The organism is Paenibacillus sp. JMULE4 (assembly GCF_013337105.1).
In the GTDB taxonomy this organism is placed as follows: domain Bacteria; phylum Bacillota; class Bacilli; order Paenibacillales; family NBRC-103111; genus Paenibacillus_G; species Paenibacillus_G naphthalenovorans.
In genome coordinates, this window is record NZ_SGWF01000024.1 from 1 (window position 1) to 25,265 (window position 25,265).

General features: G+C 52.7%; 35 protein-coding genes. 32 read left to right on the top strand and 3 right to left on the bottom strand.

Annotation, left to right across the window (positions count from 1 at the left end; genetic code table 11):
• The 3 genes from EXW96_RS26385 to EXW96_RS28730 form a co-directional block, all read right to left on the bottom strand.
• Positions 1-458, bottom strand: a 458-nt coding sequence (locus EXW96_RS26385; RefSeq protein WP_174351779.1) for an Arm DNA-binding domain-containing protein, incomplete at its 3' end; no start/stop codon positions are given.
• Between the two features lie 89 nt (positions 459-547).
• Positions 548-958 (bottom strand): ImmA/IrrE family metallo-endopeptidase, encoded by a 411-nt coding sequence (locus tag EXW96_RS26390; protein ID WP_174351780.1) that lies wholly within the window; start codon positions 956-958, stop codon positions 548-550.
• A 13-nt stretch (positions 959-971) separates the two neighbouring features.
• Complete coding sequence (locus tag EXW96_RS28730; RefSeq protein WP_174351781.1) at positions 972-1,667, bottom strand: helix-turn-helix domain-containing protein; 696 nt, start codon at positions 1,665-1,667, stop codon at positions 972-974.
• Positions 1,668-1,763: 96 nt separating this feature from the next.
• Here EXW96_RS28730 and EXW96_RS26400 point away from each other — a divergent pair, with 96 nt between their 5' ends.
• The 32 genes from EXW96_RS26400 (at position 1,764) to EXW96_RS26555 (ending at position 25,230) form a co-directional block, all read left to right on the top strand.
• Positions 1,764-2,000, top strand: coding sequence for a helix-turn-helix transcriptional regulator (locus EXW96_RS26400; RefSeq protein WP_174351782.1), 237 nt, complete (start codon positions 1,764-1,766; stop codon positions 1,998-2,000).
• A gap of 145 nt (positions 2,001-2,145) precedes the next feature.
• Positions 2,146-2,907, top strand: coding sequence for a Rha family transcriptional regulator (locus tag EXW96_RS26405; protein WP_174351783.1), 762 nt, complete (start codon positions 2,146-2,148; stop codon positions 2,905-2,907).
• Between the two features lie 16 nt (positions 2,908-2,923).
• On the top strand, positions 2,924-3,121 hold the full coding sequence (locus EXW96_RS26410; protein WP_174351784.1) for a hypothetical protein: 198 nt from the start codon (positions 2,924-2,926) through the stop codon (positions 3,119-3,121).
• 5 nt (positions 3,122-3,126) lie between these two features.
• Entirely contained in the window at positions 3,127-3,324 is a 198-nt protein-coding gene (locus tag EXW96_RS27975) for a helix-turn-helix domain-containing protein (RefSeq protein ID WP_309225228.1), read from the top strand.
• On the top strand, positions 3,321-3,572 hold the full coding sequence (locus EXW96_RS26420) for a DUF7667 family protein (protein ID WP_174351786.1): 252 nt from the start codon (positions 3,321-3,323) through the stop codon (positions 3,570-3,572). Before EXW96_RS27975 ends, EXW96_RS26420 begins: the two co-directional genes overlap by 4 nt.
• Before the next feature lie 26 nt (positions 3,573-3,598).
• Positions 3,599-3,754, top strand: a complete 156-nt coding sequence (locus EXW96_RS26425; protein ID WP_174351787.1) for a hypothetical protein — start codon at positions 3,599-3,601, stop codon at positions 3,752-3,754.
• Positions 3,755-3,816: 62 nt separating this feature from the next.
• Positions 3,817-4,251: a hypothetical protein gene (locus EXW96_RS26430; RefSeq protein WP_174351788.1), complete on the top strand. Its 435-nt coding sequence runs from the start codon at positions 3,817-3,819 to the stop codon at positions 4,249-4,251.
• Positions 4,251-4,568, top strand: coding sequence for a hypothetical protein (locus EXW96_RS26435; RefSeq protein WP_174351789.1), 318 nt, complete (start codon positions 4,251-4,253; stop codon positions 4,566-4,568). The genes EXW96_RS26430 and EXW96_RS26435 overlap by 1 nt, the downstream gene beginning before the upstream one ends.
• A complete protein-coding gene (locus tag EXW96_RS26440; protein WP_174351790.1) occupies positions 4,565-5,764 on the top strand; it encodes a DUF2800 domain-containing protein in 1,200 nt (399 codons plus the stop codon). Before EXW96_RS26435 ends, EXW96_RS26440 begins: the two co-directional genes overlap by 4 nt.
• 6 nt (positions 5,765-5,770) lie before the next feature.
• Positions 5,771-6,376: a DUF2815 family protein gene (locus EXW96_RS26445; RefSeq protein WP_174351791.1), complete on the top strand. Its 606-nt coding sequence runs from the start codon at positions 5,771-5,773 to the stop codon at positions 6,374-6,376.
• Positions 6,377-6,443: 67 nt separating this feature from the next.
• Complete coding sequence (locus EXW96_RS26450) at positions 6,444-6,785, top strand: nucleoside triphosphate pyrophosphohydrolase family protein (RefSeq protein ID WP_174351792.1); 342 nt, start codon at positions 6,444-6,446, stop codon at positions 6,783-6,785.
• A complete protein-coding gene (locus tag EXW96_RS26455; RefSeq protein WP_174351793.1) occupies positions 6,782-7,402 on the top strand; it encodes a beta clamp domain-containing protein in 621 nt (206 codons plus the stop codon). The genes EXW96_RS26450 and EXW96_RS26455 overlap by 4 nt, the downstream gene beginning before the upstream one ends.
• Positions 7,399-9,357 (top strand): DNA polymerase, encoded by a 1,959-nt coding sequence (locus tag EXW96_RS26460; protein ID WP_174351794.1) that lies wholly within the window; start codon positions 7,399-7,401, stop codon positions 9,355-9,357. The genes EXW96_RS26455 and EXW96_RS26460 overlap by 4 nt, the downstream gene beginning before the upstream one ends.
• A gap of 14 nt (positions 9,358-9,371) precedes the next feature.
• Positions 9,372-9,635 carry a DUF3310 domain-containing protein gene (locus EXW96_RS26465; RefSeq protein WP_174351795.1) on the top strand — a complete coding sequence of 88 codons (264 nt, stop codon included), beginning with the start codon at positions 9,372-9,374 and terminating at the stop codon, positions 9,633-9,635.
• Entirely contained in the window at positions 9,628-11,001 is a 1,374-nt protein-coding gene (locus tag EXW96_RS26470; protein ID WP_174351796.1) for a helicase-related protein, read from the top strand. Before EXW96_RS26465 ends, EXW96_RS26470 begins: the two co-directional genes overlap by 8 nt.
• A complete protein-coding gene (locus EXW96_RS26475; protein ID WP_174351797.1) occupies positions 10,991-11,347 on the top strand; it encodes a BC1872 family protein in 357 nt (118 codons plus the stop codon). Before EXW96_RS26470 ends, EXW96_RS26475 begins: the two co-directional genes overlap by 11 nt.
• Positions 11,344-12,324 carry a DNA-methyltransferase gene (locus tag EXW96_RS26480; protein ID WP_174351798.1) on the top strand — a complete coding sequence of 327 codons (981 nt, stop codon included), beginning with the start codon at positions 11,344-11,346 and terminating at the stop codon, positions 12,322-12,324. Before EXW96_RS26475 ends, EXW96_RS26480 begins: the two co-directional genes overlap by 4 nt.
• A 5-nt stretch (positions 12,325-12,329) precedes the next feature.
• Complete coding sequence (locus EXW96_RS26485) at positions 12,330-14,675, top strand: virulence-associated E family protein (protein ID WP_174351799.1); 2,346 nt, start codon at positions 12,330-12,332, stop codon at positions 14,673-14,675.
• A gap of 261 nt (positions 14,676-14,936) precedes the next feature.
• Entirely contained in the window at positions 14,937-15,194 is a 258-nt protein-coding gene (locus tag EXW96_RS26490; protein ID WP_174351800.1) for a hypothetical protein, read from the top strand.
• Positions 15,191-15,472 carry a VRR-NUC domain-containing protein gene (locus EXW96_RS26495; protein ID WP_174351801.1) on the top strand — a complete coding sequence of 94 codons (282 nt, stop codon included), beginning with the start codon at positions 15,191-15,193 and terminating at the stop codon, positions 15,470-15,472. Before EXW96_RS26490 ends, EXW96_RS26495 begins: the two co-directional genes overlap by 4 nt.
• Positions 15,469-16,857, top strand: coding sequence for a DEAD/DEAH box helicase (locus EXW96_RS26500; protein ID WP_174351802.1), 1,389 nt, complete (start codon positions 15,469-15,471; stop codon positions 16,855-16,857). The genes EXW96_RS26495 and EXW96_RS26500 overlap by 4 nt, the downstream gene beginning before the upstream one ends.
• Positions 16,854-17,123, top strand: coding sequence for a hypothetical protein (locus tag EXW96_RS26505; protein ID WP_174351803.1), 270 nt, complete (start codon positions 16,854-16,856; stop codon positions 17,121-17,123). Before EXW96_RS26500 ends, EXW96_RS26505 begins: the two co-directional genes overlap by 4 nt.
• 5 nt (positions 17,124-17,128) lie before the next feature.
• A complete protein-coding gene (locus EXW96_RS26510) occupies positions 17,129-17,731 on the top strand; it encodes an RNA polymerase subunit sigma-24 (protein WP_174351804.1) in 603 nt (200 codons plus the stop codon).
• Positions 17,732-17,894: 163 nt separating this feature from the next.
• Positions 17,895-18,203, top strand: a complete 309-nt coding sequence (locus EXW96_RS26515) for a hypothetical protein (protein WP_174351805.1) — start codon at positions 17,895-17,897, stop codon at positions 18,201-18,203.
• Positions 18,160-18,774 (top strand): putative metallopeptidase, encoded by a 615-nt coding sequence (locus EXW96_RS28160; RefSeq protein ID WP_174351806.1) that lies wholly within the window; start codon positions 18,160-18,162, stop codon positions 18,772-18,774. Before EXW96_RS26515 ends, EXW96_RS28160 begins: the two co-directional genes overlap by 44 nt.
• A complete protein-coding gene (locus tag EXW96_RS26525) occupies positions 18,746-19,078 on the top strand; it encodes a phBC6A51 family helix-turn-helix protein (protein WP_174351807.1) in 333 nt (110 codons plus the stop codon). Before EXW96_RS28160 ends, EXW96_RS26525 begins: the two co-directional genes overlap by 29 nt.
• Before the next feature lies 1 nt (position 19,079).
• Positions 19,080-19,763 (top strand): HNH endonuclease, encoded by a 684-nt coding sequence (locus tag EXW96_RS26530; RefSeq protein ID WP_217437528.1) that lies wholly within the window; start codon positions 19,080-19,082, stop codon positions 19,761-19,763.
• 221 nt (positions 19,764-19,984) lie between these two features.
• Positions 19,985-20,311 carry a hypothetical protein gene (locus EXW96_RS26535; RefSeq protein WP_174351808.1) on the top strand — a complete coding sequence of 109 codons (327 nt, stop codon included), beginning with the start codon at positions 19,985-19,987 and terminating at the stop codon, positions 20,309-20,311.
• Entirely contained in the window at positions 20,308-22,011 is a 1,704-nt protein-coding gene (locus EXW96_RS26540) for a terminase large subunit (RefSeq protein WP_217437529.1), read from the top strand. The genes EXW96_RS26535 and EXW96_RS26540 overlap by 4 nt, the downstream gene beginning before the upstream one ends.
• A gap of 4 nt (positions 22,012-22,015) precedes the next feature.
• Positions 22,016-23,272: a phage portal protein gene (locus EXW96_RS26545; RefSeq protein ID WP_174351809.1), complete on the top strand. Its 1,257-nt coding sequence runs from the start codon at positions 22,016-22,018 to the stop codon at positions 23,270-23,272.
• A complete protein-coding gene (locus EXW96_RS26550; protein ID WP_217437530.1) occupies positions 23,265-23,909 on the top strand; it encodes an HK97 family phage prohead protease in 645 nt (214 codons plus the stop codon). The genes EXW96_RS26545 and EXW96_RS26550 overlap by 8 nt, the downstream gene beginning before the upstream one ends.
• A gap of 10 nt (positions 23,910-23,919) precedes the next feature.
• Positions 23,920-25,230: a phage major capsid protein gene (locus EXW96_RS26555; protein ID WP_174351810.1), complete on the top strand. Its 1,311-nt coding sequence runs from the start codon at positions 23,920-23,922 to the stop codon at positions 25,228-25,230.
• Positions 25,231-25,265 lie beyond the last annotated feature (35 nt).

A 25,265-nucleotide genomic window follows, 5' to 3' on the forward strand; every position in this document is an offset into this window, starting at 1 on the left:
TTTTTAAATATCATGCTGCCCACCTCATGGGCACTGGCGACAGTTTTCCTAGCGTATTTCTCTGCCAGCTCGTTTAAAAATTGCTGATACATGAGCTTTGTTATCTCTTTCAGTTTGATCTGACCGAAGAAGTTCTCCAAATGTTTTAGCTTGGCTTTGCGAATGTCCAGTGTGCTTTGCTTTACTTTTCCCGATTTTTCGTATATCAATATCCATTCTTCGGCAAATTGATTAAATGTGATGTCTTTTTCCTCGATATACGTCCCGTTCTGCAACTCCGCAAGTATGCGTTTTGCTTCTGCCTCCGCTTCTTCCTTTGTGTCAAACCCGCGCGTCTCTTTTTGCTTCCGCTTTCCCGTTTTTGGATCAATGATGTGGTAGCGGTATGTCCATTTTGATCCGCATGTACAACGTTTCTTTTTACATGTGCAGCCGCGGCGACGAAAAGAACCGAGCATGGATTTTCCTCCTATCTAACAGAACATATGTTTGATTAAAAATGTATGGTAAACAGCCTTGCGGCTGGGAAGCGCAAAGTTCACATAGATCACATATAGAATTTGCTCATTTCTTCTGGCACACCGTTACGGCGTAAGAACTCAGAAATTGACTCCCCGCGCTGCAAACTGTCTCCCGCGGTTAGTAGGCGGACAGCGAATTTGTTTGCCTGGCGCTCAAACTTACCGGCGTTGAAGAAGGACTGCTCGTCCAGCCAAAACCGGCTGAATCCGGGGTGCAGGCGGTCGTGCGCCAATTCGTGAGCACAAACAAAACGTTGCCAGCATTCATCAAGATTATCATGAATGACAATATACCGGCGCCGCAACTTGCACATATAAAGTCCTCGTGTTCCCTTCCCGAGATCACGGAACCAAACCGTAATATTCAGGCAGTTTGCAAGCTCAAAAGGGTTATTTGTTTTATATTTACGGATGAGTTGTCGGATAATCTTGTCCATCCAGTTCCCTCCGCTATTCTTCGATCGGTTTCCGCTTGTTGCGCTTCTTGGCATCCCAGAAGATCGCTTCCATCACTTTTAATACTTTCTCTTTGTCCTCTTCATCAAGAGGCACGCCATCAAACATGACTGGAGCGTCTTCTTCGAGCATTTCCTTGAAGTCACGAACATCTTTATGGGTTGCCCAGGATGGGATGTCTTCATAACCCCCTCTGTATTTGGGTTCAAGCTTTGTTATAGGATCAAGGCCTGCGTTTCGTGCTCTTAAGACAATTTCATTTTCTATGCAAGTTGTTGCGAATGTCTCGAACTTTACATTTTTTGAGGCGTTAAAGCTTTCAACAGCCTTTCTAAAACCGTTAAACCCCGAATCAATAATCAAGTCTTGAGGTATTATGTCTTTATACTTTAATGCCAGTCTTTTTATAATAAACAAAGCTGTACTAAAGAACTCAGAGTTTTTTAAGTGATCATCTAGCAGATCCGATTTTTCTTGTAGTTTATCTTCAAAGTCGCCAAAGAGCAGATAATCGGTGGAAACCCCTAAAATTGACGCGATTTGACTCAACTTTTCGCTTGGGGGTTGACTCTTGTCACGCTCATAACTCGAAAAATTAGCTTCGGTCATACCGAGTTTATCGGCCATCTGCGCTTGTGTATAACCTCTCCTTCTCCGGCATTCTCTTATTCTTGAACCTAACGACGACATGGAAATCACTCCACAAATTAAATTTTATAAAAAAGGTATTGCTCAAATAAAATTTGAGTGTTATTATATGGATACAGCAAGGAGGTGAGTCTGAAAATGCCAAACGCAAACACTAAACCTCGTCAACGACTTAAAGAGTTACGCGAAATGAAAGGTACCCAAAGACAAGTGGCCCAGGAACTAGGCATTACTGAAACCCATTTGCGGGAACTGGAGAGTGGAAGATCGGTTCCAGGTACACGATTGTTGAAACGAATCGAGCATTATTTTGGCGTACCGGATGAAGAAATCTTTCCAGATCTCCATGAACCGTCATTTTACCTTCGTGCTTAACTCAAATCTAGTTTAACCTTACAACCTGGATTATATACCAAAATTTGAGTTTCCGCAAGTAAAATTTGTGGTCATATTTTTCTGCGCCCAAATATCAAATTTAATTTGAGTTTGATTGTTTATCCAAACAGAAAGGAGCCGACCAATGAATCAATTAACGGTAATCAATCAAAACGGGCAACTGCTCGTCGATAGCCGGGACGTAGCAGAAATGACGAAAGTTCGCCACGCTGATCTGCTCGAAAAAATCAACGGCTACATCCAGCACTTACTGAACGGAAATTTCCGTTCAGTAGATTTCTTCATCGAAAGCACTTATCAGGACAGCACTGGGCGCACCTTGAAATGCTACCTTCTCACTCGCAAAGGCTGCGATATGGTGGCGAACAAGATGACCGGAGAGAAAGGCGTATTGTTCACGGCTGCTTACGTCACCAAGTTTGAGGAAATGGAAAAGCAGCTCGCTAAAACGCCCCAAACTACACTGGAAATTCTGCAAGCCTCGATCGCGCAATTGGTAGAGCAGGAGCGGAGATTGTCCGAAGTGGAAACTCGGCTCAATCAGACGGAGCAGCGGCAAGAGCAGATCACGGAGATCCTTAGCCTCAATCCTACCGAATGGCGCAAGAAGGTAACCGCTTTGCTGAATCGAATCGCCCAAGCGCGAGGCGGCGATTACGAGGGGGTCCGCGTTGAGTCGTATCAGCTGCTCGAAGAACGGGCGCAATGCAATTTGTCTATTCGGCAAGTAAACAAGCGCAAAAAGATGGCGCTCGAAGGCGTTGCCAAGTCCAAGATCGACAAGGTAAGCAAGTTGGATGTCATTGCCGATGATGCACGATTGACTGAAGTGTATCTCGCGATCGTGAAGGAAATGGCGATTCGAAATAAAGTCGAAGTCGCATGAGAGGAGGTGCGCCGCAATGCTTTATCTCAAAACAAAACTTGGAGATGATGTCGAGATTAAGATTCCGCTATACGACGACGAAATTTACTCGCAATGTCCGAAATGCGGAATTGAGCACGCCGTCGAACCGGAAATTATCGCTCATATTATCCGTGAAGGCGACGACTTTTCCAGCACATCGATTTGCTGCGAAGTATGTTCCGAAAAGGAGTGATCGATGTGCCCAGTCTGGAAAAATTACCCGACATTCTGACCGTCAAGCAAGTTGCCGAGCTGATGGGGTGGCATCCGAACACGGTATATCTCCGCTGCACAAATGGTGAACTGCCCAGCTTCAAAAGTGGGAACAGCCGGAGGATCCGAAAGGAAGCGTACTTGGAATGGATCCGACGACTGGAAGCCGGTGAGGTCTCATGATCGCCATCCATCCGATACATCGCCGCCTAGCCGAACTCCAGATGAAAGCGGAAAGGTTGGGTGGCTGGGGTAAACTTCCCAAAAGCGAACAACAGGAGATCAGCTACTGTTTAACCGTCAACGCTAAGTTGGTATATGAGCTAGATGCGCTGAAATCCCTTGCGTTTCACGCTCACGAGATGGGTGACCTGGAATGGGAACAGGACCTGTGTCGGAAAATCGATGAGCTGGAAGTGAAGATGATATGAGCACATTGAAAGGAGGTGAAAGACCGATGACACGTAAACAACGATTCCGAGTTTGCGGAAACCTGATCCAGCTGATAGAAACAGCGAAGTCCAAGCGCGCATCAATAATCTATCGCCGGCAATTAGAACGCTGCGCATCCCGCCTAAAACAAAAAGAGCAGTCGCAAAAGACGACTGCGTAAGAAAATCACCTTACCGTCATTATATCACATTTTCAACCAACAACATATAGGAGGAATCATCCATGCCTGTTCAAATCACGATCAACGGAGAAAATGCCGAACAAGCAATCCAAGAGCTTGCCGCCCTGTCCACGGGTATCGTCGGCAAGCCCGCTGCTCCAGTAGCTGCGCCGGAAGCACCGAGGGCGGACAAGCCAGCAAAGGCCCGCACCAAACCGGAAACCGTCAAAGAGCCGCTGGCCGCTCCGCCGGAGCCGCAAGACGAGCAACCCGCATCGGAAACGCAAATTGAGCCCGATCTGGATGAAGCCGAATCTGATGAACCGATCCCAACCGACGTCGAACTTCGCGCTGTCGCCGCAGAAATTGGTAAGAAGGGACCGGACGCCAAAAAGAAAGTCAAGGCGTTGCTGGACAAATATGGTGTTCCCAATATCACGGCTGTGCCGGTGGAAAAACGCGTCGCCTTTAAGCGCGAGTTGGAGGGACTGGCTTGATGGCGGTGGGAAAGCAAGTACGTGATCTTGAGGCGGATCTGGCGATTTGCGAGGCAGCGACGCAGGGGCCGTGGGTGCCGGAAGGTCGGAACGTTATTCAAGATATCTATGACAGGGACGACTTTAGGCGGATGCTCCTTAAGCCGTGTGCCCCTTATATGGGGATGGAACATGATATTAAATTCGCCGCCGAAGCCCGCCAAGGCTGGCCCTATGCAATCCGTCGTGCATTGGAAGCGGAAGCCGAAATCGATCGGCTCCGCAATGAGCTAGACATCTTGCAGGAGCAGCTGCGGCGCAGGGGGTGCCAGAGGTGACGCAAGCACACGCTGAACGCGCTCACGCCTTGCTGAGCGCCTCTGGGGCCTCCCGCTGGATTAACTGCCCGCCGAGTGCCCGACTGCAGGAGAGCGTGCCAGATAAGCGGAGCGAATACGCCGACGAGGGGACACTGGCTCATGAGCTTTCCGAAATCAAATTGCGGCGACGGCTACTCCCCTGCAACAGCAAGGAGCAGAAGCGCCTGGATGCAGCGCTTGAGAAGATTAAAGCCAATCCGCTGTACGGGCCGGAGATGGAAAACGCCGTTCAAGATTACGTCGACCTGGTCGAAGAGCGATTCATGGCAGCCAAAGCCCGGTCATCCGATGCAGTGCTGCTGCTCGAGGAGCAGCTGGATTTCAGCGAATGGGTGCCGGACGGATACGGTACCGGCGACGTTGTGCTGATCGCTGACGGCGTGTTGGAAGTGATCGACCTGAAATACGGCAAGGGCGTGCCGGTCAGCGCGATCGGCAACCCACAGACTCGGCTCTATGGCCTCGGTGCTTGGTCCGGTTATAGCTACCTTTACGATATCCGAGAGGTACATATGACCATTGTCCAGCCACGGCTCGATAGCGTCAGTACAGATAACATGTCCGTTGACGAGCTGTTCGAATGGGCGGAGACGGTCGTGCGTCCCGCAGCAGTGCTGGCCTACGAGGGCAAAGGAGAATACAAGCCGGGCGACCATTGCCGGTGGTGCAAGGTCAAGGGGAACTGCCGGGCGCGCGCCGACGCCAACATGAAGGCGCTAGAATACGAGTTCCAGGACCCGGCGTTGCTCACGCTCGACGAGATCGGCCAGATCCTCCACGTCGCGGAACAATTGCAGGCATGGGCGAAGGATGTCGCCGATTACGCTTTCGAGCAGGCGAAGGCTGGGCACCAGGTGCCGGGCTGGAAACTCGTTGAGGGTCGGAGCAATCGGCAGATCACGGACAAAGAAGCTGCTGAATGGATTCTTAAAGCCAATCACGTTGCTGAAGACAAGTATTTGAAGCCACGTGAGTTGCTTGGCATCGGTGAACTCGAGAAGCGGATCGGAAAGAAAGAACTGACCGAGCTGATCGGCGATCTGATCGTTAAGCCGCCGGGCAAGCCGGTACTTGTCCCGGAGACTGACAAGCGGCCAGAGCTCAACAGCGTCGAGAACGATTTCGCAAACGAAAATTTTAATTTGGAGGACTGATCCTATATGGCAATTGACAATCAAACCACCAAAGTTATCACTGGCAAAGTGCGTCTCTCGTACTGCCACATTTTCGAGCCCCGTCCGGACGACAACGGGGAAGAGAAATACAGCGTGTCGATTCTTGTCCCCAAAGATGACAAGGATACGCTGCGCAAAATCAAAGCGGCCGTGGATGCGGCTGTGGAGCAAGGCAAGTCGTCCAAGTGGGGCGGCAAGGTGCCAGCTAACTTGAAAAAGCCGCTGCGGGATGGTGATGAGGAACGGCCTGACGATGAAGCATATGCTGGCCACTACTTCTTCAACGCCACCAGCAAGACAAAGCCGGGAATCGCCAAGCCGGTCGGCAAAGGTCCGGACGGGAAGGTGAAGTTCCAAGAGATTACCGACAGCACGGAAGTGTATTCCGGCTGCTATGCGAAGGTGTCGATCAACTTCTACCCGTATGATGCAAAAGGCAACCGGGGGGTTGCTGCAGGACTGAACAACGTCGTTAAAGTGCAAGACGGTGAATTCCTCGGCGGTCGGGCAAGCGTCCATGACGACTTTGCCAGCGAGGATTTTGACGACGTAGTCGACATCAGCGATGACGATGACGATTTCTTGAACTAATGACGACGGAGGGGATTCGGTAGCGGGTCCCCTTTCTTATCCAACTATTCGGGGAGGCAAGAGGTACATGAAACGAAAAGACACAACAATTGGTGAACTCGTCAACGAAGCTCACCAAAACGCCATCGACAAAGGTTGGTACGAGGAGCCGCGAACGTTCGGAGAAATGATTGCACTCATGCACTCCGAGCTGTCGGAGGCGCTGGAGGATCACCGGAACGGCCGGGGACTGCGGGAAATCTACTACGAAGGCGATAAGCCTTGCGGCATCCCGATCGAGCTGGCCGACGTGTGCATTCGGATTTTCGACGCCTGCGGTCACTACGGAATCGATCTGGAGGCGGTGATCCGCGAGAAGATGGCCTATAATGCAACGCGGCCGCGCCGGCATGGGGGGAAGAAGCTGTGACCCTTACAAAATCTCAAATCCTCAGCAAGTTCGGCCCCAAGTTCGCCGCAGCGGGAAAGACGGCGGGTATCCTCCAGGGCATTCACTACGCGACCGGCGGCCACGCCGTTGTTACCAATCGGCACTATATGCTCGTCATCCATGACGCGCACAAGTTCGAGCAGCCGCTAACGATTCACGCTAAGACAGGGCAGCCGCTTGAAGGCGTATATCCTGATACGAGCAAGATCATCCCGAGCAGCTTTAACGGCGAGATTACGATCCTGCAGGAGGAAATGTCGAAGGCTCTATTGGCCGCGCAGCTCGTCGCTGGCGTCGCCTCCAAGTTGGACAAAGAGGCGCCGATCGCACAGATCGAGATTCTGAACGGCCACGCGTACCTCAACGTCATCCGCGACATGCCGCTTATCGACATGTCAATTCGTATCTCGGAAGCTGCGCCACGGGAAAACTCCCAGCGATCACTCAATGCGGAATACCTGGCGACGGCACTGTCCGTCTTTGATGCAGCGGGAACAGGTGTCGAGATCAAGCTGCGCGGCCCACTGGAGCCGATCGTGCTGACCAATTACAACGGCATTGACGTGCTAATCCTACCCTACAGGGTGACGCAATGACCACTCTCCAAATCGACGTCGAAACTTATTCCTCGGTCGACCTCAAAACCTGTGGTGTGCATCGGTACGTCGAGGCCCCGGACTTCGAGATATTGCTTTTTGCCTACGCCTACGACGACGAACCTGTCCAAGTGATCGATCTGACGGCCTTCGAGGATTTGCCGGAGCGCGTGCTGTACGACCTGACCAATCCAGCTGTCACTAAAACGGCTTTCAATGCGGCATTCGAGCGAACGGCAATTGCCCGGCACTTCGGCATTGAATGCGATCCGCTCCAATGGCGCTGCACGGCGGTTCACGCCCTAACGCTCGGGCTCCCCGGCTATCTGGAAGGCGTCGCCGAGGTACTGAAGCTCGACGCCCAGAAGGATGCGAAAGGCAAGGTCCTGATCAAATATTTCTCCGTGCCATGCAAGCCGACCAAGACCAACGGCGGCCGGACTCGGAACTATCCGCATCACGATCCGATCAAGTGGCAGCAGTACATCGAGTACAACAGACAGGACGTCGTCGTCGAACGGGAGGTCCGCCGGAAGCTTGAACGGTTCCCGGTCCCGGAGAAGGAGTGGCGGCTGTGGGCGCTTGACCAGCGCATCAACGACCGCGGCGTCCGGCTGGACCCGGTACTCGTTCAGCAGGCCTTTGCCTGCGATGCGCAATACGAGGAGCGGCTGATGCAGGAGGCCCGGGAGATCACCGGGTTGGAGAATCCGAACAGCCTGACGCAGCTCAAAGCGTGGCTGGCAGAGCGCGGTCTGGAGACGGCAGATGGGCTCTCCAAGGAGCATATGCCGGTCCTGTTGGATGCAGCACCGGACGACGAGACGCGCCGGGTACTGGAGCTTCGGCAGGAAATGAGCAAGACGAGCGTTGACAAGTACCACGCCATGATGCGGTCCATCTGCGCCGACGATCGGGCTCGGGGGCTGCTCCAGTTCTGCGGAGCCAACCGAACATGGCGCTGGGCCGGTCGGTTGATCCAGGTCCAAAACCTGCCCCAAAACAAGATTGAAGACCTGGCACTGGCGAGGGAGACGCTCCGGAGTGGCGACTTTGAACTGCTGGAAATGTTATTCGGTCCGCCGCCGTTCGTCCTCTCCCAGCTCATCCGGACGGCGTTCGTCCCGTCGCCTGGCTACCGGTTTATCGTCTCCGACTTCTCCGCGATTGAGGCCCGCGTCATCGCCTGGCTGGCTGATGAGCATTGGGTGCTCGACGTATTCAAGGGACACGGCAAAATTTACGAGGCGACAGCGGCGCAAATGTTCGGCGTACCGCTGGAGACGATCGTAAAGGGGCATCCCAATTACGAGCTGCGGGCTCGCGGCAAAGTGGCCGTGCTCGCCTGCGGTTACCAGGGTGGCCCGAACGCGATGGCCGCGATGGACTCCAAAAAGGAGATCGACCCGGACGACTACCCGCGTCTGGTCAAGCAATGGCGCACGGCCAACCCGAACATCGTCAAGCTGTGGTACGCGGCGGAGGAGGCGGCCATCACGGCGGTCCGCGAGAAAACAACCGTCAAGCTCAAGCACGGCGTCCGCTACCGATACGAGTCCGGCATGCTGTTCGCTGACCTGCCGTCTGGCCGGAGCCTCGCTTACGTCAATCCGCGGATCAAGCCAGATCCGAACTATGACAAGGACGGACTCGTTTTCGACGGCATGGACCAGGTCAAGAAAAAGTGGATGAGTCACCGGACGTACGGCGGCCGACTCGTGGAAAACTTGGTGCAGGCGATCGCTCGGGACTGCCTGGCAGAGAGCTTAATGCGACTGGATGCTAAGGGGTACCGGATCGTCATGCACGTCCATGACGAAGTCGTGCTGGAGGTGCCGGTCGGGACTGGATCGGTCGAGGAAGTAACGGAGATCATGAGCCAACCGATCGAGTGGGCACCAGGGCTGCCGTTGACGGCGGCTGGATTTGAATGTGATTTCTATCAAAAGGATTAACGGAGTTGATATAGATGCGAGAACCATACGTAGAGAATGCCAGTCCGCAAATTGTCAGCGATCCCGTCAACCACCCGGCCCACTACACGGCCGGCAATGTCGAATGCATCGACGCCATCAAGGCGGCGACTGAGGATCTGATTGGCATCGAGGCGGTTTGCACCGGCAACGTCATAAAGTACCTATGGCGCTGGAAACGGAAAAACGGTGTCGAGGATCTGAGAAAGGCGCGTTGGTACCTTGAACGGCTGATTGGGGAGGCGGAGGGCAATGCGTGAGTATGAGGCGTTCATCGAAAACAAGCGTGCCATCATGCCGCCGTCTGGCTTCTTCGTCGACCGGAACGATCTGCATCCAAGCCTGTTCGACTTCCAGCGCGATCTTGTCCGCTGGGCGTTGCGGCGGGGGCGTGCGGCGATCTTCGCAGGGACCGGTCTCGGCAAGACGCGCATGCAAACCGAATGGGCTATGAACGTGCACAGATTGACCGGTGGCGACGTGCTTATGCTCGCCCCTCTGGCAGTCGCAGCGCAGACGGTCCGGGAAGCGGCGGAGCTCGGATACGAAATTACGATGTGTCGCGGCCAAGAGGACGTCAGGCCGGGGCTCAATATCACGAACTATGAGATGTTACGACATTTTGAGCCGGTCTTGTTCGAGGGGGTTGTCCTGGACGAGAGTTCCATCCTCAAATCATTCACGGGCAAGATCCGGACAGAGCTGATCGAGTCGTTCGCCTTCACACCATACCGGCTTGCCTGCACCGCGACGCCGGCTCCGAATGATTACATGGAGATCGGCAATCATGCGGAGTTCTTGGGTGTCATGAGCCGGACGGAGATGCTTTCGATGTTCTTCGTCCACGACGGAGGGGAAACCCAGAAATGGCGGCTCAAGGGCCACGCGGAGGATGCTTTCTGGAAATGGGTCGCATCCTGGGGTGTTGTGCTCGAGAAGCCGTCGGATCTGGGCTATCCAGACGACGGTTACATTTTACCGCCGCTCAATGTGGAGGACGTCGTGATCGACGTCGAGGGGGCGCTTGCCAAGACGCTATCACAGCGGCAGCGGGCGCGTCGGGAGACGGTTGCTGAACGGGTAGCCGCCTGCGCCGAGATCGTCAACGCGACGGATCGACCATTCCTCGTCTGGTGCGATCTGAACGTCGAGAGCGAAATGCTCGCGGCCGCCATTCCCGGCGCTGTCGAAGTCCGCGGGAGCGATAAGCCCGCTCACAAGGAGCAGGCAATGCTCGACTTCGCCGCCGGCAAGATCCGAGTTCTCGTGACAAAGCCCTCGATCGCCGGGTTCGGCATGAACTGGCAGCATTGCGCAGACATGGTCTTCGTCGGGTTGTCGGACAGTTTTGAACAGGTCTTCCAAGCGATCCGGCGGTGTTACCGGTTTGGCCAGACGCGGCCCGTGAACGTGCATATGATCACGTCGAGCAGAGAGGGCGCAACGGCCGACAACATCAAGCGCAAAGAGGCCGATTTCCGGAAGATGGTCGCGGAGATGGTCCAGTACACCAAAGACATCACGTCGGAGTCGATCCGGCAAGCGGAGCGCGACGTGGCCGAATACGAACCGCGGCGGCCAATCATTATCCCGTCGTGGCTAAGGAGTGAGAAATTTGCAAGCTAAAGAGATATTGGCGATGGAACCGGGGCGTGAGATGGATGCGTTGGTGGCTGAAAAGGTGATGGGATATACCACACATGGTCAATTTCGCGATAAGGATGGCGTCAGAGTCATGATTGACCGTTATTCCACCGACATATCCGCAGCATGGGAAGTGGTGGATAAGATGAGCAAAACACATTTTTCAGAAATGGCGATGACTGAATTAGAAGATGGCGCATGGGGATGGATGGCACGGTTTATTTTGGTGCTAAACGAGCCTTATACAGTTAACGGTTATCGGGCAACGGCTAAAACAGCACCCGAAGCTATATGTAAGGCAGCACTATTGGCGGTGATGGATGAATGACAGCTAAAGCGATTGACCAGGTCATCGAATCCGATTTCGCGCTCTATAACGGCGATTGCGTGGAGATCACCCGCGGACTGCCGGACAACAGCATTCATTATTCGATCTTCTCGCCGCCTTTTGCTTCATTATATACGTACTCGAACAGCGACCGGGACATGGGCAACTGCCGAAGTGATGAGGAGTTCTTCGAGCATTTCCGTTTCCTCATCCGCGAGCTTTACCGCGTAACCATCCCTGGACGGCTCGTGAGTTTTCACTGTATGAACCTGCCGACGAGCAAGGCACATCACGGCTATATCGGTATCCGGGACTTCCGCGGGGATCTGATCCGCGCATTCGAGGCGGAAGGTTGGATTTACCATAGCGAGGTCTGCATCTGGAAAGACCCGGTCGTCGCGCAGCAACGGACCAAAGCGCTCGGTCTGCTCCATAAACAGGTCGTCAAAGATAGCGCCATGAGCCGGCAAGGGATTCCGGATTACCTCGTAACGATGCGGAAGCCTGGCGTCAACCCGGAGCCGATCAGCGGCGAGTTCGAAGAATTTATCGGTGAGGGCTTGGATGTGAGCCGGGAGGCATACGAAAAGCACGCGGCGGAAGTCCGGGCAGACGGCCGGGAGCCGTGGCCGTTTGAAATGTGGCGGAGCGTCTTCGTCTGGCAGAAGTACGCTTCTCCGGTCTGGATGGACATCAACCCGAACAACACGCTCCAGTATCGATCAGCGCGGGACGAGAAAGACGAGAAGCACATCTGTCCGCTGCAACTCGATGTGATCGCCCGCGGCGTAGAGCTCTGGAGCAACCCGGGAGACATCGTATTCAGCCCATTCGCCGGCATCGGCAGCGAGGGATACCAGGCAATCAAGATGGGGCGTCGGTTCGTCGGCGTGGAGCTCAAGGAAAGTTATTACCGAGTCGCCGTGAACAACCTCCGAATGGCGGTGGATGAAGCATTTGACGAATTGCTGGGGTGACGGACATGCAAGAGCTTGATATTTCGTTCGGTAAGCACCGGGCGGATACAAACTGGAAACCTGAATACTTGACCTGGGACGAGTTCGTCGAGCGGCTCCGGAAGGTCCGGCGGACGGCGGAGACGATGGCGCAATACGACGCGATGACGCCCGCAGGCAAAGGCAAAGTCAAGGACGGTCCCGCTTTTGTTGGCGGGCTCGTCCGCGGCGGCCGCCGGAAGAAGGAAAACGTCGACACGCGCAGTCTGTTCACCCTGGATGCCGACTTTGCGGATGGCGATTTCCTCTTTACGGTCGAGCTCGTCCTGGGCGGCACAGCATACGCCGTTTACTCCACGCACAGCCACCGGCCGCACAAGCCCAAATATCGCCTCATCGTGCCGGCGGATCGGACGATGTCACCAGACGAGTATACCGCCGCGGCCCGCAAGCTGGCGGAGCAGATCGGTATGACCTATTTCGACAAGACGACGTTCCAAGTCCATCGGCTCATGTATTTCCCGAGCTGCAGCAAGGATGCGGAGCCGGTGTTAGAGATCTATGAAGGCACGCCGCTTTCTGTTGACAGCCTATTGGCGGAATACGAGGATTGGCGCGACGTCACGGCGTGGCCGCGACACCCGGAGGAGACGAAGGTCGTCGAGGCCGCCGGCAAGCGCGCACAGGACCCGCGGGAAAAGCAAGGCACGATCGGACTATTCTGCCGGGCATACAGCATTGAGGAAGGCATCGACACGTTTTTGTCGGATGTGTATGTCCCCGGCACGATGGCAAACCGGTATACGTACGTCGGCGGAACATCAGCTAATGGGCTGGAGATCTATCCAGATCAGGAACTGGCCTATTCGCACCAAGACAGTGACCCCATCGCCGACGGCCGGACATACAACCTATTCGACCTCGTCAGGGTCCATAAATTCGGCCATCTCGATGAGCGTGTGAAGGATCACACACCGGACGCCAAGAAGCCGAGCCATTTGGCTATGGAACAGTGGGCGATCAATCGTCCGGAGGTTAAGCGACTGGCCGCAGCCGAACGACAGGCGGACTTCGCGGAAATGGCCGATGAGTTCGACGAAGAAGACGAATCGGAGGACGACAGCTGGACTGAGAAGCTGGAACTGCACAAGAAGACGGGAGAAGTGCTTCCGACAGCGGGAAACGTCGAACTGCTGCTTACGCATGGCCCATGGCGCGGCGTACTGGCCTACGACGCTTTCGGCAATACGGAGGTTATACGCAAGCCGCTGCCGTGGCGCGACCGGGAGCGCCCGGGGCGATCATACGAGCCATGGTTGGCCGCTGACGATAAACGGCTACAGCATTGGTTTGCAAAGGTTCATGGCATCAACTCGACAAAGACGATTCAAAACGCCTTCACAGAGGTCGTTCACAAGCACACGTTCCACCCGATCAAGGCATACATCGAAGGCGCGACGTGGGACGGCGTGCCACGCGCGGAACGAGTGTTTGTGACGTATCTCGGCGCCGCCGATACCCATTACGTCCGCCAGGTGACGCGCAAAATGTTGCTAGCGGCTGTGACGCGGCTGTACCGACCTGGCTGCAAATTCGACCAGATGCTTGTGCTGGTAGGACCGCAGGGGGCCGGAAAGAGCTCGCTGCTCGCAAAGCTGGGTCGAGATTGGTTTAGTGACAGCCTCCGGACGTTCGAAAACAAAGAGGCCGGCGAACACCTTCAAAACGGCTGGATTTTCGAGATCGGCGAGTTGTCGGCCATGAAGCGGACAGAGGTCGAGGAGGTTAAGGCGTTCTTGTCCAAGACGGAGGACCGTTACCGGGTGGCTTACGACCGGCAAGTGTCGGAATTTCCGCGAAAGTGCGTCTTTTTCGGGACAACCAATACGAGGGACTTCCTTCGGGACGCGACCGGCAATCGGCGGTTCTGGCCGGTTGAGGTTGACCCTGATAGGGCGGAAAAAAGCCATTGGGAGCATTTCGGCGACTACGAAGTGCAGCAAGTCTGGGCGGAAGTTTTGACGTGGTTCCGGGCGGGCGAGGGCCTTGAACTGGACAGCGAAGCCCGTGAGGAGGCGGAGCGGCAACAAGCGGCACACATGGAATCCGATCCGCGGGAGGGTCTGATCATGGAATGGCTTGAGTCCGAAGAGCTTGACGAGCTGGACCGGCCGACAGGCCAGAAGCGGCAGCGCGTCTGTGCGGCCCAAATCTGGGTTGAATGTTTGGGCAAGCGGAGAGGCGACATGCGCCCTTGGGAGGGTAAAGAGATCATGGATATCCTGCGACGCATACCGGGTTGGGAGGAGCGAAAAGGGAAAGCGAGGGTGCCCGGATACGGTGTCCAGAAGGTGTTTGAACGGTTGCCGTAGGGTGTTGCCAAGCCGTTGCTATTGTTGCCGTAGCTTGTTGCCGTGTTGCCGTGCCGTTGCCGCAACATACCAAACTACGGCAACCGAACCAATCCAATAATATCAAGAGTTATCGGGTGTTGTTGCCGTTGTTGCCGTAAATCTCTTAAAAGGGATGGGAGTAGAGATTAACTATATGACGACTATAGTTAAATGACTATCCTAGCAGTACGTGCGCGTAGACTGCAAATCGGCAACTCGGAAAAAGGAGGATTTGAATACGTGGATAGTTTGAACATGCTGCGGGAATGGGTTATCAAAAACTTCAACCCTTTAACCCGTTTGCACATCAACCAATATGTTCCTGACTTCATGGTCCGTCGGCTCTTTGAATCTGAAACAGGTTTGGTAGTTAGCCAAGATGAATTCGTAAAGGTTATGACCGATGTCGGATTTCGCGGGCGGCTTACGAGAAACCGTGATTGGGTTTTTAATATCAGCGATGCCGAATACCAAAAAGTCTTGCGGAGGCCGAAATGAGAGAGTCCATGTTGGAACGACGTTTGGTCCGGGAGGTCGAGCGGATCGGCGGGCTGGCGCCGAAATGGGTAAGTCCGGGTAATCGTGGGGTGCCGGACCGGATCGTCATCCTACCCGGCGGCAGAACGGTGTATGTCGAGATGAAAGCACCGGGGAAACCGCTGGAACCGTTGCAGGCAAAATGGGCCAGGACGCTTCGGAAGATGGGCCACCAAGTTTACAAAATCGATTCGGATGCTGATATAGATCAATTCATTGCCGAGGTGAGCAGTAATTGAAATACAAGCCGCATAAATACCAAGTTTACGCGACTCAGCGGATTATCGATACGCCGTACATCGCTTTACTGCTTGAAATGGGACTTGGCAAGACCGTTTCGACGCTTACAGCAATCGACCTGTTATTGAACGACTACTTCGATGCTGGCCGAGTGCTGGTGATCGCCCCGCTGCGAGTTGCGGACGACACCTGGGCTCGCGAGATCGAAAAATGGGATCACCTGCGGCATCTGCGGATATCGAAGGTCCTGGGTAGCGTAGCGGCTCGCAGGCGGGCGCTGAAAGCCGACGCCGACATTTGGGTCATCAATCGCGAAAACGTGGAATGGTTGGTGAGCGAGTACGGCAGCAAATGGCCGTTTGACACGGTCGTAATCGACGAGTTAAGTAGCTTTAAAAACTCCAATTCCAAGCGGTTTCGGGCTCTCCGCCGAGTCCGGCCGATGGTGAAACGGGTGATTGGGTTAACCGGTACGCCGGCGCCGAACAGTCTATTGGATCTATGGGCACCGATGTATTTGATCGACCAAGGCGAGCGGCTGGGCAAGACGATAACCGGTTTCCGCGATCGATATTTTACCCCTGGTGCGCGCAGCGGCCATGTCGTCTACGAGTGGAAGCAGAAGAAAGAGGCCGAACAGCGAATATACGAAGCTATCGCGGATGTCGCGGTCAGCATGAAAGCTGAGGACTGGTTGGAACTTCCGGAGCGGATCGATCGGACGATCCCGGTAAGGTTATCGGCGGAAGCGAGGGAGCTGTACAAGAAGCTGGAGCGAGATCTGCTTATCGAATATGCTGACGCCGATGTTGTCGCCCAAACAGCTGCCGTCCTGAGTAACAAGTTGCTGCAAATGGCTTCCGGTGCCGTTTACGACGAGGATCGCGGCGTGAAGGAGATCCACGATGCCAAGTTGGATGCGCTGGAAGACATCATCGAGGCGGCACAGGGCAAACCGGTTATGGTGTTTTATAACTTCAAACACAGTCTTGACCGGATTCAGCAGCGGTTCCCGCAGGCCAGGGTGTTGCGAAAGGGTAAGGACGGAAACGAGGACATCCGAGCTTGGAACAACGACGAAATTCCGCTGCTTTGCCTGCACCCGAAATCAGCCGGTCACGGTCTCAACCTCCAGGAGTCTAGCTGTCAGACGGTCGTCTGGTTTGACCAGATTTGGAGCCTTGAGGAGGACCAACAGGCAAACGCCCGGGTACACCGGCAAGGGCAGACGAGGCGGATCGTCGTCATGCGTCTGGTGGCAGAGGGCACGATGGACGAAGATGCTGTGGCGGCGCTGGAACGCAAGGCCTCGGGGCAAGAGGAGCTTATGCAGGCAGTCAAAGCTAGAATCGAGAAAGTTCACAAGGAGCTGATTGCATCATGAATCCGATAGTGAAGAGAAAAATAAGGCAGCGCATGCAAAGCTGCACAGATCAGCAATTTTGGAACGATATGAATTGGATCCATACCCGGGCGTATGAAAAAGGTGTGAGTCATATGCGAGAAGCAATGGAGTGCATACCGGGCATCACCAAAAAGCAGGTTGAGGCCGTGTTAGCAAAGGCGGTCGAAATCAGAGAGCAATGGGACGGCATGAGGGAAGTGGAAGTCGAGTCAAGTCTGGATCAGCTTTTAGAGCGGAAGGAGTAAGGGCCATGATAGAACAAAAAGCGATCGAACAACTGAGCCAATACCGGCAGAAGCTGGCCCGCTTGCAGGTCCTCTCCACGTACAGCGTCGGATCCGGAATCACGATCAGTCGGCTTAACCAGGACGACCAGCTGCAGGAGCTGCATCGGCGACTCCGCGGGCTCCCGAGCTACATGTACCTGAACAAACATGAACAAGAGTTGGAGTCCGTCGCCCATGCCTACCTTACGAGATATCCGGCCGGAACCCGGGCGCAATTGGCGGCGGTGCCGACCCGTGGAGCAGACGAGGAGGATGAAAAGTTACTCCAGGAGATCCGGAGCAAGATCAAGAAGGTGATTGCTGCACGCGGATGGGAAATGGACGATTTGGATGCTGTACTGGAGCGCGTGGCGGAATACCAGGACTTGAAAACGGAGATTGAACGGATCGATACGGTGCTGGCGGCGTTGGAAGCGTACAAGCCGGGGTACGCAAAGCTGTTGAGAATCCATTATCTAGACGGAAAACCATGGGACGAAACGGCGCGAGAGTTGAACGTCTCGAAAGATGTTTTCTACCGGTGGAGGAAGAAAGCTCTTGAGGAGTACGAAAAAATAGCGAAATAAATGCGAATAAATAGAGAACACAAGCCATGTCAACCCGTGTTAGAATGATAGTGTCGAATAAGTGTATACAAGACGAGCAGCGTATTAACCCGGAAGCAATTTTATCGGGACGCGAGTTCGTCTTTTTGTTTTTTAATTAATCGTTTTGGAGGAGAAGGAGGATATGAGACTTGAATCGTTGGAAATCAGGATAGCAGATCATGCATATGAACGGTATTGCCAAAGAGTTGAGAAGATCAGCCGAGAATTATTAATCGGTCAAGTGATCGAACAGCTTCAGATTGGGTATCGGCGGAAACAGGGTTATATCAAAATCGGTGATGTGTGGTGGAGAAGCAACATAAAAGGCGGCATACTCATGCTGCATACGTGTTATGGACGTCACCATATTGATTTGCCGGCTGCGATTCGATGGGCAAAGCAGCACCGTGATCGAATTAATTTGGGGGTGGACCGTCATACAACAATGTGAGAAGGTTGACATTAATTGCGAGCTCCCATGTCCAGCCCTACAAACGCTTCAAGATGTATACGATAGACTGCGAACAGATGAAAGAACCAAAATCATTCAGGATCTACGACAATCATTGGGAATCAAAGATTGTGAAGCTGCTGATGATCTTAAGGAGTTGGCCGAACGTATTATTGCCCGAATGCCGGAGTTGAGCTATATTTCTGTATTCGATATCAAGATTGGCTATGTTCGCAGCTGGGAAAGGAAAATAGATAAAGGACGCACCGTTCACGCCGATTGCCGAAAGGTAAACAAGGTGTACGGTGCGTTTTTGCCATTTGATTTTATCATTACGTTTTATGAGCCAAATATCGGACACATGACCGATAACCAGCGAAAAATCCTGATGCTTCACGAGCTGAAGCATATTGGGGTCGGTGAAAAAGGATATCGGATCGAGCCGCACGATGTAGAGGATTTTGAAAGTATTTTGAGCCGATACGGACTCAATTGGAGCAGCATAAATCAAGACGTACCTGACATATTGGCGGGTGGTGAGAATGACAAAAAGCAAGGTGCAAAAAAGTAAGGAATGGCGGCCAAACGCAAGGCAAATTAAAATGGCCGAGCTCCTATTAAATCCAGAGGATCGGCGTACTAAAGCCGAAAAATGCAAAGAAGTCGGCGTTACCCCCAAAACCCTCTGGAAATGGATGCAGGATGAGCGCTTTGTCAATTATGTCAACGAGCAACTGGATAAGTACACGAATGCCGAACTGGCTGATGTCTGGCGGGCGCTGCTTATGCAATGCAAGCGCGGTAACGTTCAGGCGATCAAGCTGTTTTTCGAGATGAAGATGATGCACCCGAGCGTCAAGGACGGGGGCTGGTAACGTGGCAAAGTTCAAAACTCTTCAAGATTTTTATAAATCTAAAGAATGGCGAATCTTCCGTATGTCGTTGATCGCAGAGCGGGGCAACAAATGCCAGCGATGCGGTAAGATTATCGCGCGATCTATCGATATTATCGGGCATCACAAGATCGAGCTAACGCCGGAGAACGTCAACGATGCCACGATCTCATTGAATCCGGATAATGTTGATCTTGTCTGCTTCGACTGCCACAACCAAGAACACGGGCGATTCGGCTACCAAAAACCTAAAAGCGTTTTTCTTGTTTACGGGCCTCCGTTGGCCGGCAAGAAGACGTTTGTTCGTCAGCAGATGAAGCGCGGGGATTTGATCGTCGATATGGATCGGCTTTACGTTGCAGTGTCCATGCTGCCGGACTTTGATAAGCCGGATAACCTGTTTAGCAACGTCATTGGCGTCCATAACCTGCTGATCGACAATATCAAGACACGTATGGGCAAATGGGCGAATGCTTGGGTGATCGGAGGGTATGCGGACAAATTTAAGCGTGAGAGGTTGGCCGATGAATTGGGTGCGGAGTTGATATACATCGAGGCGAGCCGTGAGGAATGTTATGCGCGGATTGAAGCTGACGAACGGCTGCAGTATCGCAAAGCAGAATGGCGCGGTTACGTTGACAAGTGGTTTGAACAATACCGGGAGTGATCGATTGTGTTTAGGGATATTAAGTCGTTTTGCGACGATATCATACTTCCGGATATTTGGAAATATGTGACAATCATTGTTGCTGTCATAATACTTTATCGATTATCTTCATAACCACCCCCCCCGGTCTTTAACGAGGCATATCGTCCTTGGAACCGGGCTGAGGACCCACTTTTGATACACGGCAAAAAATTTGAAATCGGCCGGAGGTGTTCAGAAATATGGAAAAGGCCGAACTGTATCAACGAGAGTTGGAGAAGTTACGCGAGCTTTTTAAGGATGTTGACCAATCTAAAGCGCAGTTGGTAGAAGGGCTTATTGAAGATGCGGCATTTCTGAAAGCCGAGAATGCGCAACTTAGAGAAACGCTCAGGGTATCTGGTATGGTGCTGGTTCATCCAAAGAATCCGAACTTGCAAAAACCGGTTGAGGCTGCGAGGCAATATCTCAAAAACGTCAACAGTTATGCCGTCGTGATTAAGGCGCTGAATGGGGTGCTCAGTAAAAACGTGCTTGATCCTGACGACGGGATGGATGAATTCGAGTGAGCCATTCATTCCTGATCGAATACATGGACAAATGCGAATCCGGGGAAATTCTGATCGGCCAAGATATGCGGTTGATGCATGAGATCCTGAGAGATCACTTGAATAACCCGGATATTCGTTTTGAATTGGACGATGCGCACAAGCGGATTAAGTTCATCGAAACGCATTGCAAGCATTACGAAGCGCCTTTTTCCGGTAAGCCGTTCATACTCGAATTGTTTCAGAAGGCGTTCATCGAGGCGATTTACAGTATCAAGATTTACGATTCCGAAATCGGTCGCTGGGTACGTTTGTTTCAGGATGTTTTGCTTGTAGTTGGTCGGAAAAACGGAAAAACGCCGCTTGTTAGCGCCATCTCATTAGCTGAATTTTTCTGCGGTCCCAAGGGTTTGCGAATACTTTGCTCAAGTAACGATTATGAGCAAGCCGGGCTTATGTTCGACGCGATTAATGCGATGCGCGAGGAAAGCCCGGCTCTACAGAAACGGACGCGGAAGAATGTTAAGGGAATCTTTTTCGGAAATCCAAAGCATCCGACGCATTCCGGCAAATATAGCTATAGCAACAAAGGGACGATCCGGAAGATTTCTGCGAAGACTGGTGCGAAAGAAGGCCGGAACATCGGCGTCGGCGCTGTCGATGAAGCGCACGAATTACCGGATAACAGCAGTATCATGCCGATCCGTCAGGCTCTATCCACCCAGGAAGAGCCTCTTTATTTTGAACTGACGACGGAAGGATTTACCAACGACGGTTACCTGGACGAGCGTATCCGCGATGCCCGCCAAGTGCTGGCCGGCGAACTGGACCGCCCCCGATGGCTTATCTGGATGTACACGCAGGATAGTGAGAAAGAGGTATGGCAGGATGAGCGGACTTGGGTTAAATCAAATCCCGGGCTCGGAACTATCAAAAAATGGAGCTTCCTCCGCGGTATGGTTGAGGAAGCAAAAACCAACAAGGCGACGAGGGCTTTCGTTCTCGCCAAAGATTTTAATATCAAACAGAACAATGCGGCGGCGTGGCTGGATGCGGAAACGATCGATAACAAGGAGACATTCGACCTTGAGGAATTCCGCGGAGCGTTCGCGATCGGTGCTGTTGACCTTTCCAAATCCGGAGATCTTGCTTCTGCTCGGGCGTTGTTTTTGAGAAATGGTAAGAAGTACACCGTTCAGCAATATTTTGTCCCGCAGGCCAAACTTGACAGGCTAACTGGTGACGAAAAGAAGCGATATGAAGCGTGGAAGGAACAAGGATTGTTGACCATATCCGAAGGCAACGAGAATGACTTCCGACTCGTCACGGCATGGTTTGTGAAGCTATATAAAGAGTACGGGATCCGTTTTTACAAAATCGGCTATGACCGCTGGTCAGCAATCTATTGGGTTAAGGAGATGGAGGGATATGGCTTTGATCTGCAGCGTGTCGATCAGAATTGGGGTAGCATGAGCGAGCCGATGAAATTGGTCGAGGCGGATTTGAGCAGCAACCTGCTCGTTTATAACGACCATCCGATTGACCGGTATTGTTTGGAGAATACGGCACTGGCCGTCAATAACAAAATGGAGCAGATGCCGGTCAAGGTACAGGGCAAGGATGAGAAGAAGATCGACGGTGCCGTAACGACCATTATCGTTTACCGGGTTTATATCGATAACCGAACTGAATTTTTAGATTTGGCTAAGAGAGCGGGGTGAATGAATGGCACTTTGGAGCGCATTGAAGGGTCTGACGAACAAAGCTAAACAGTTCGTTTACGCTAAATTGATGAGCGGGTTTGCGCCATCGTTTAGTCAGTTCGGTGATAACATATATGCTTCTGATGTGGTGCAGAACTGTATTGATGTGATCGCTACGGAAATCAGCAAGCTGCAGCCGAAGCACATACGGACAGACGCCAACGGAATACAGACGGTCCCGCGTAGCAATCTGAACCGGCTGTTTAAATTCGCGCCGAACGAGCTGATGACAACGCGGGACTTTCTCGAGAAAATCATCTGGCTTTTATACCTCAATTACAACGCTTTTATATACCCGACTTATACCTTGACGAGGGATGCGCGGGGTAATGAGATCCGGAACTATACCGGCTTGTACCCACTGAACCCGACACAGGTTGAGTTCCTGCAAGATGAGACTGAAACGTTGTTTGTTCGGTTTTACTTTTCTTCCGGTGATAGTTTCACACTCAAATATTCGGATGTCATTCACTTGCGCAAGAAATTCTCGGTTAATGAGATCATGGGTGGCGGGTTAAACGGGCAGCCGGATAATGCGGCGCTGTTAAAGGTCTTGCAGATAAATGATACGGTGCTACAGGGCCTTGAGAAGGGGATTAAAACTAGCATGTCGGTTCGCGGTATTATGAAAATCAGTACGCTGATGGATGATGTCGCGCAGCGTGCTGAGCGTGAACGGTTTGAAAGCCTGATGCGTAGCGGCGAATCCGGTATCTTGCCAGTGGACCTGAAAGGCGATTTCATGCCGATTAATCTTGATCCGAAATTTGTTGATAAGGATACGCTGGCATTTCTGGATAGCAAAACGCAGCGGTGGTTTGGCGTCCCGCTTCCGATCTTGACCGGAGATTATACGGATGAGCAATATCAAGCGTTCTACGAAAAGACATTGGAGCCGATCGTCATTTCTCTTGGTCAGGCGTTCTCGAAGACGTTATTCACGCCCCGTGAGATCGATGTCGGCAACGAAATCGTATGCTATCACAAAAATATGATGTACCTTTCGACACGGGCAAAACTCGATTTGATTAAAACAGCTGGCGAGCAGGGATTGCTCACCGATGATCAAAAGCTTGCCGTTCTTGGTTACCCGCCATTGGAAGACGGCACGGGGTCGCGTCGCACCATGTCGCTTAACTATATCGATGTAAACCTGGCAAATACCTATCAGCTCGGTCGTTTAGTGACTAAACAAGGAGGCACGAAAAATAATGAGTAAAAAATTACCTGATACATTCGAGCGTACCGTCCGGGCTTTTACGATGCCGGATATTCGCGCTGAACAGGATGGCGGAATCATTCAAGGGCATGCGGCGGTATTCAATCAAGCAACTGACATCGGCGGATGGTTCCAAGAAATCATCGAACGCGGCGCCTTTGATAACACCGATTTTCGGGACGTTGTTCTAACCGTAAATCATGATCTGTCGAAAATCCCGTTAGCCCGCAGCCGAAACAACAATGTCAACTCTACGCTGCAACTGTCCATCGATAGTCAGGGGCTTTTTACCCGTGCGAAACTGGACATTGAGAATAATTCAGATGCCAAAGCGCTTTATAGCGCCATAGGCAGAGGGGACATCTCCGGGATGTCCTTTATTTTTGCCGTGCGAGAGCAAAAGTGGGAAAATCTCGACACGGATTACCCGACTCGCCGCATTTTGGATATTGCAAAAGTTTACGAAGTATCCGCTGTTTCGTTCCCGGCTTATTCGGGAACTGACATATCGGCTCGTGACAAGCAGGCACTGGAGAGTGCCCGCGCCGCACTGGGGAGTGAGAGGTCCGGACTGGAGAGTTCGAAAGACGAGCTGGAAGTTTTAAAACTCCGTACTCAAATTCTCATGAAGGGTTAAGGTGGTATAAGTGAACAAAAAGAAACTACTTGAACTGATTGCAAAGAAGGAAGCTCGAAAAGCTGAACTCGTCGCCAAAGCGAACACCACTGAAGACGTGAAAGAGCTCCGCTCTATCAATACCGAGCTTGAAACACTGAATGCTGAAATCGCGGAGCTGCGAGACATCGTTAATGCTCTGCCGGATGACCCGGATGAAGAAAATCGCGGCGTATTGCCTCCGGTAGATGATCAGGGGCAACAACGCTCCGGACCTCCCGTAGGCCGCACGCAAATTATGGCCACATATGGCTTGGGTGGAGCTCAACAAACACAACAGCGCTCCGCCGAGCCGGAGGATATTTACGGTACGCTTGAGTATCGGCAAGCGTTTATGTCTTATGCAAAAACAGGCAAGGTTACGCCAGCTTTGCTTGTTGGTCAAGAGGCGCGTGCTGATGCAATGACCACTATTTCCGATGTGACCGCCGTCATTCCGAGCACGATTCTGAATGAAGTCGTCAAGAAAATGACGGTTTACGGACAGGTGTTCAATCGCGTTCGCAAGCTCAATATCAAAGGTGGCGTTACGGTTCCGATCCTTTCTCTCCGCCCGACAGCATCATGGATCGGGGAAGCGCCGACCAGCGACAAACAAAAGGTTCAGGCGAATACCAACGTCTCGTTCAGCTACTACGGACTTGAATGCAAGGTTTCTACTTCATTGCTCGCCGATACGGTTACTTTAAACGGGTTCGAGAGCGTCATTACGGATTTGATCGTAGAAGCAATGGTGCAGGCCGTTGATCTTGCAGTCGTCAAGGGTAACGGGACAGGTAAGCCGCTTGGTATTACGGCAGACAACCGGGTTCCGGCAGCCCAAGTCGTAACATTGTCTCCAACCGAATTTGCTGAATGGGAAGCGTGGAAGAAAAAAGTGTTCGCGAAAATGCCGCTCGCTTATAAGGCCGGCGCTACCTTCCTCATGGCTTCCGGCACGTTTGAAGGTTACATTGATGGCATGGTCGACGCAAACGGTCAGCCTATCGGCCGGGTTAACTACGGCATTACAGACGGTCCGCAGGAACGTTTTGGCGGAAAAGAAGTCATCCAAGTAGAGGATGACGTGATCGCCCCATATGACGACGCCGCTGCTGGTGATGTTGTTGCGGTTTATTGCAACCTGCGGAACTATGGTTTTAACAGCAATATGCAAATGACCATGTTCCGCTACTTTGACCATGACTCGAATGAATGGGTGGACAAGGCGATCCTGATTGCTGATGGCAAGCTGATCGATCCGAACGGCGTCGTCATCGTCAAGAAAGGCACAGCAACCTAATATGTGGGGGTGAAAGCCCCCCTATTTGAAAGGCG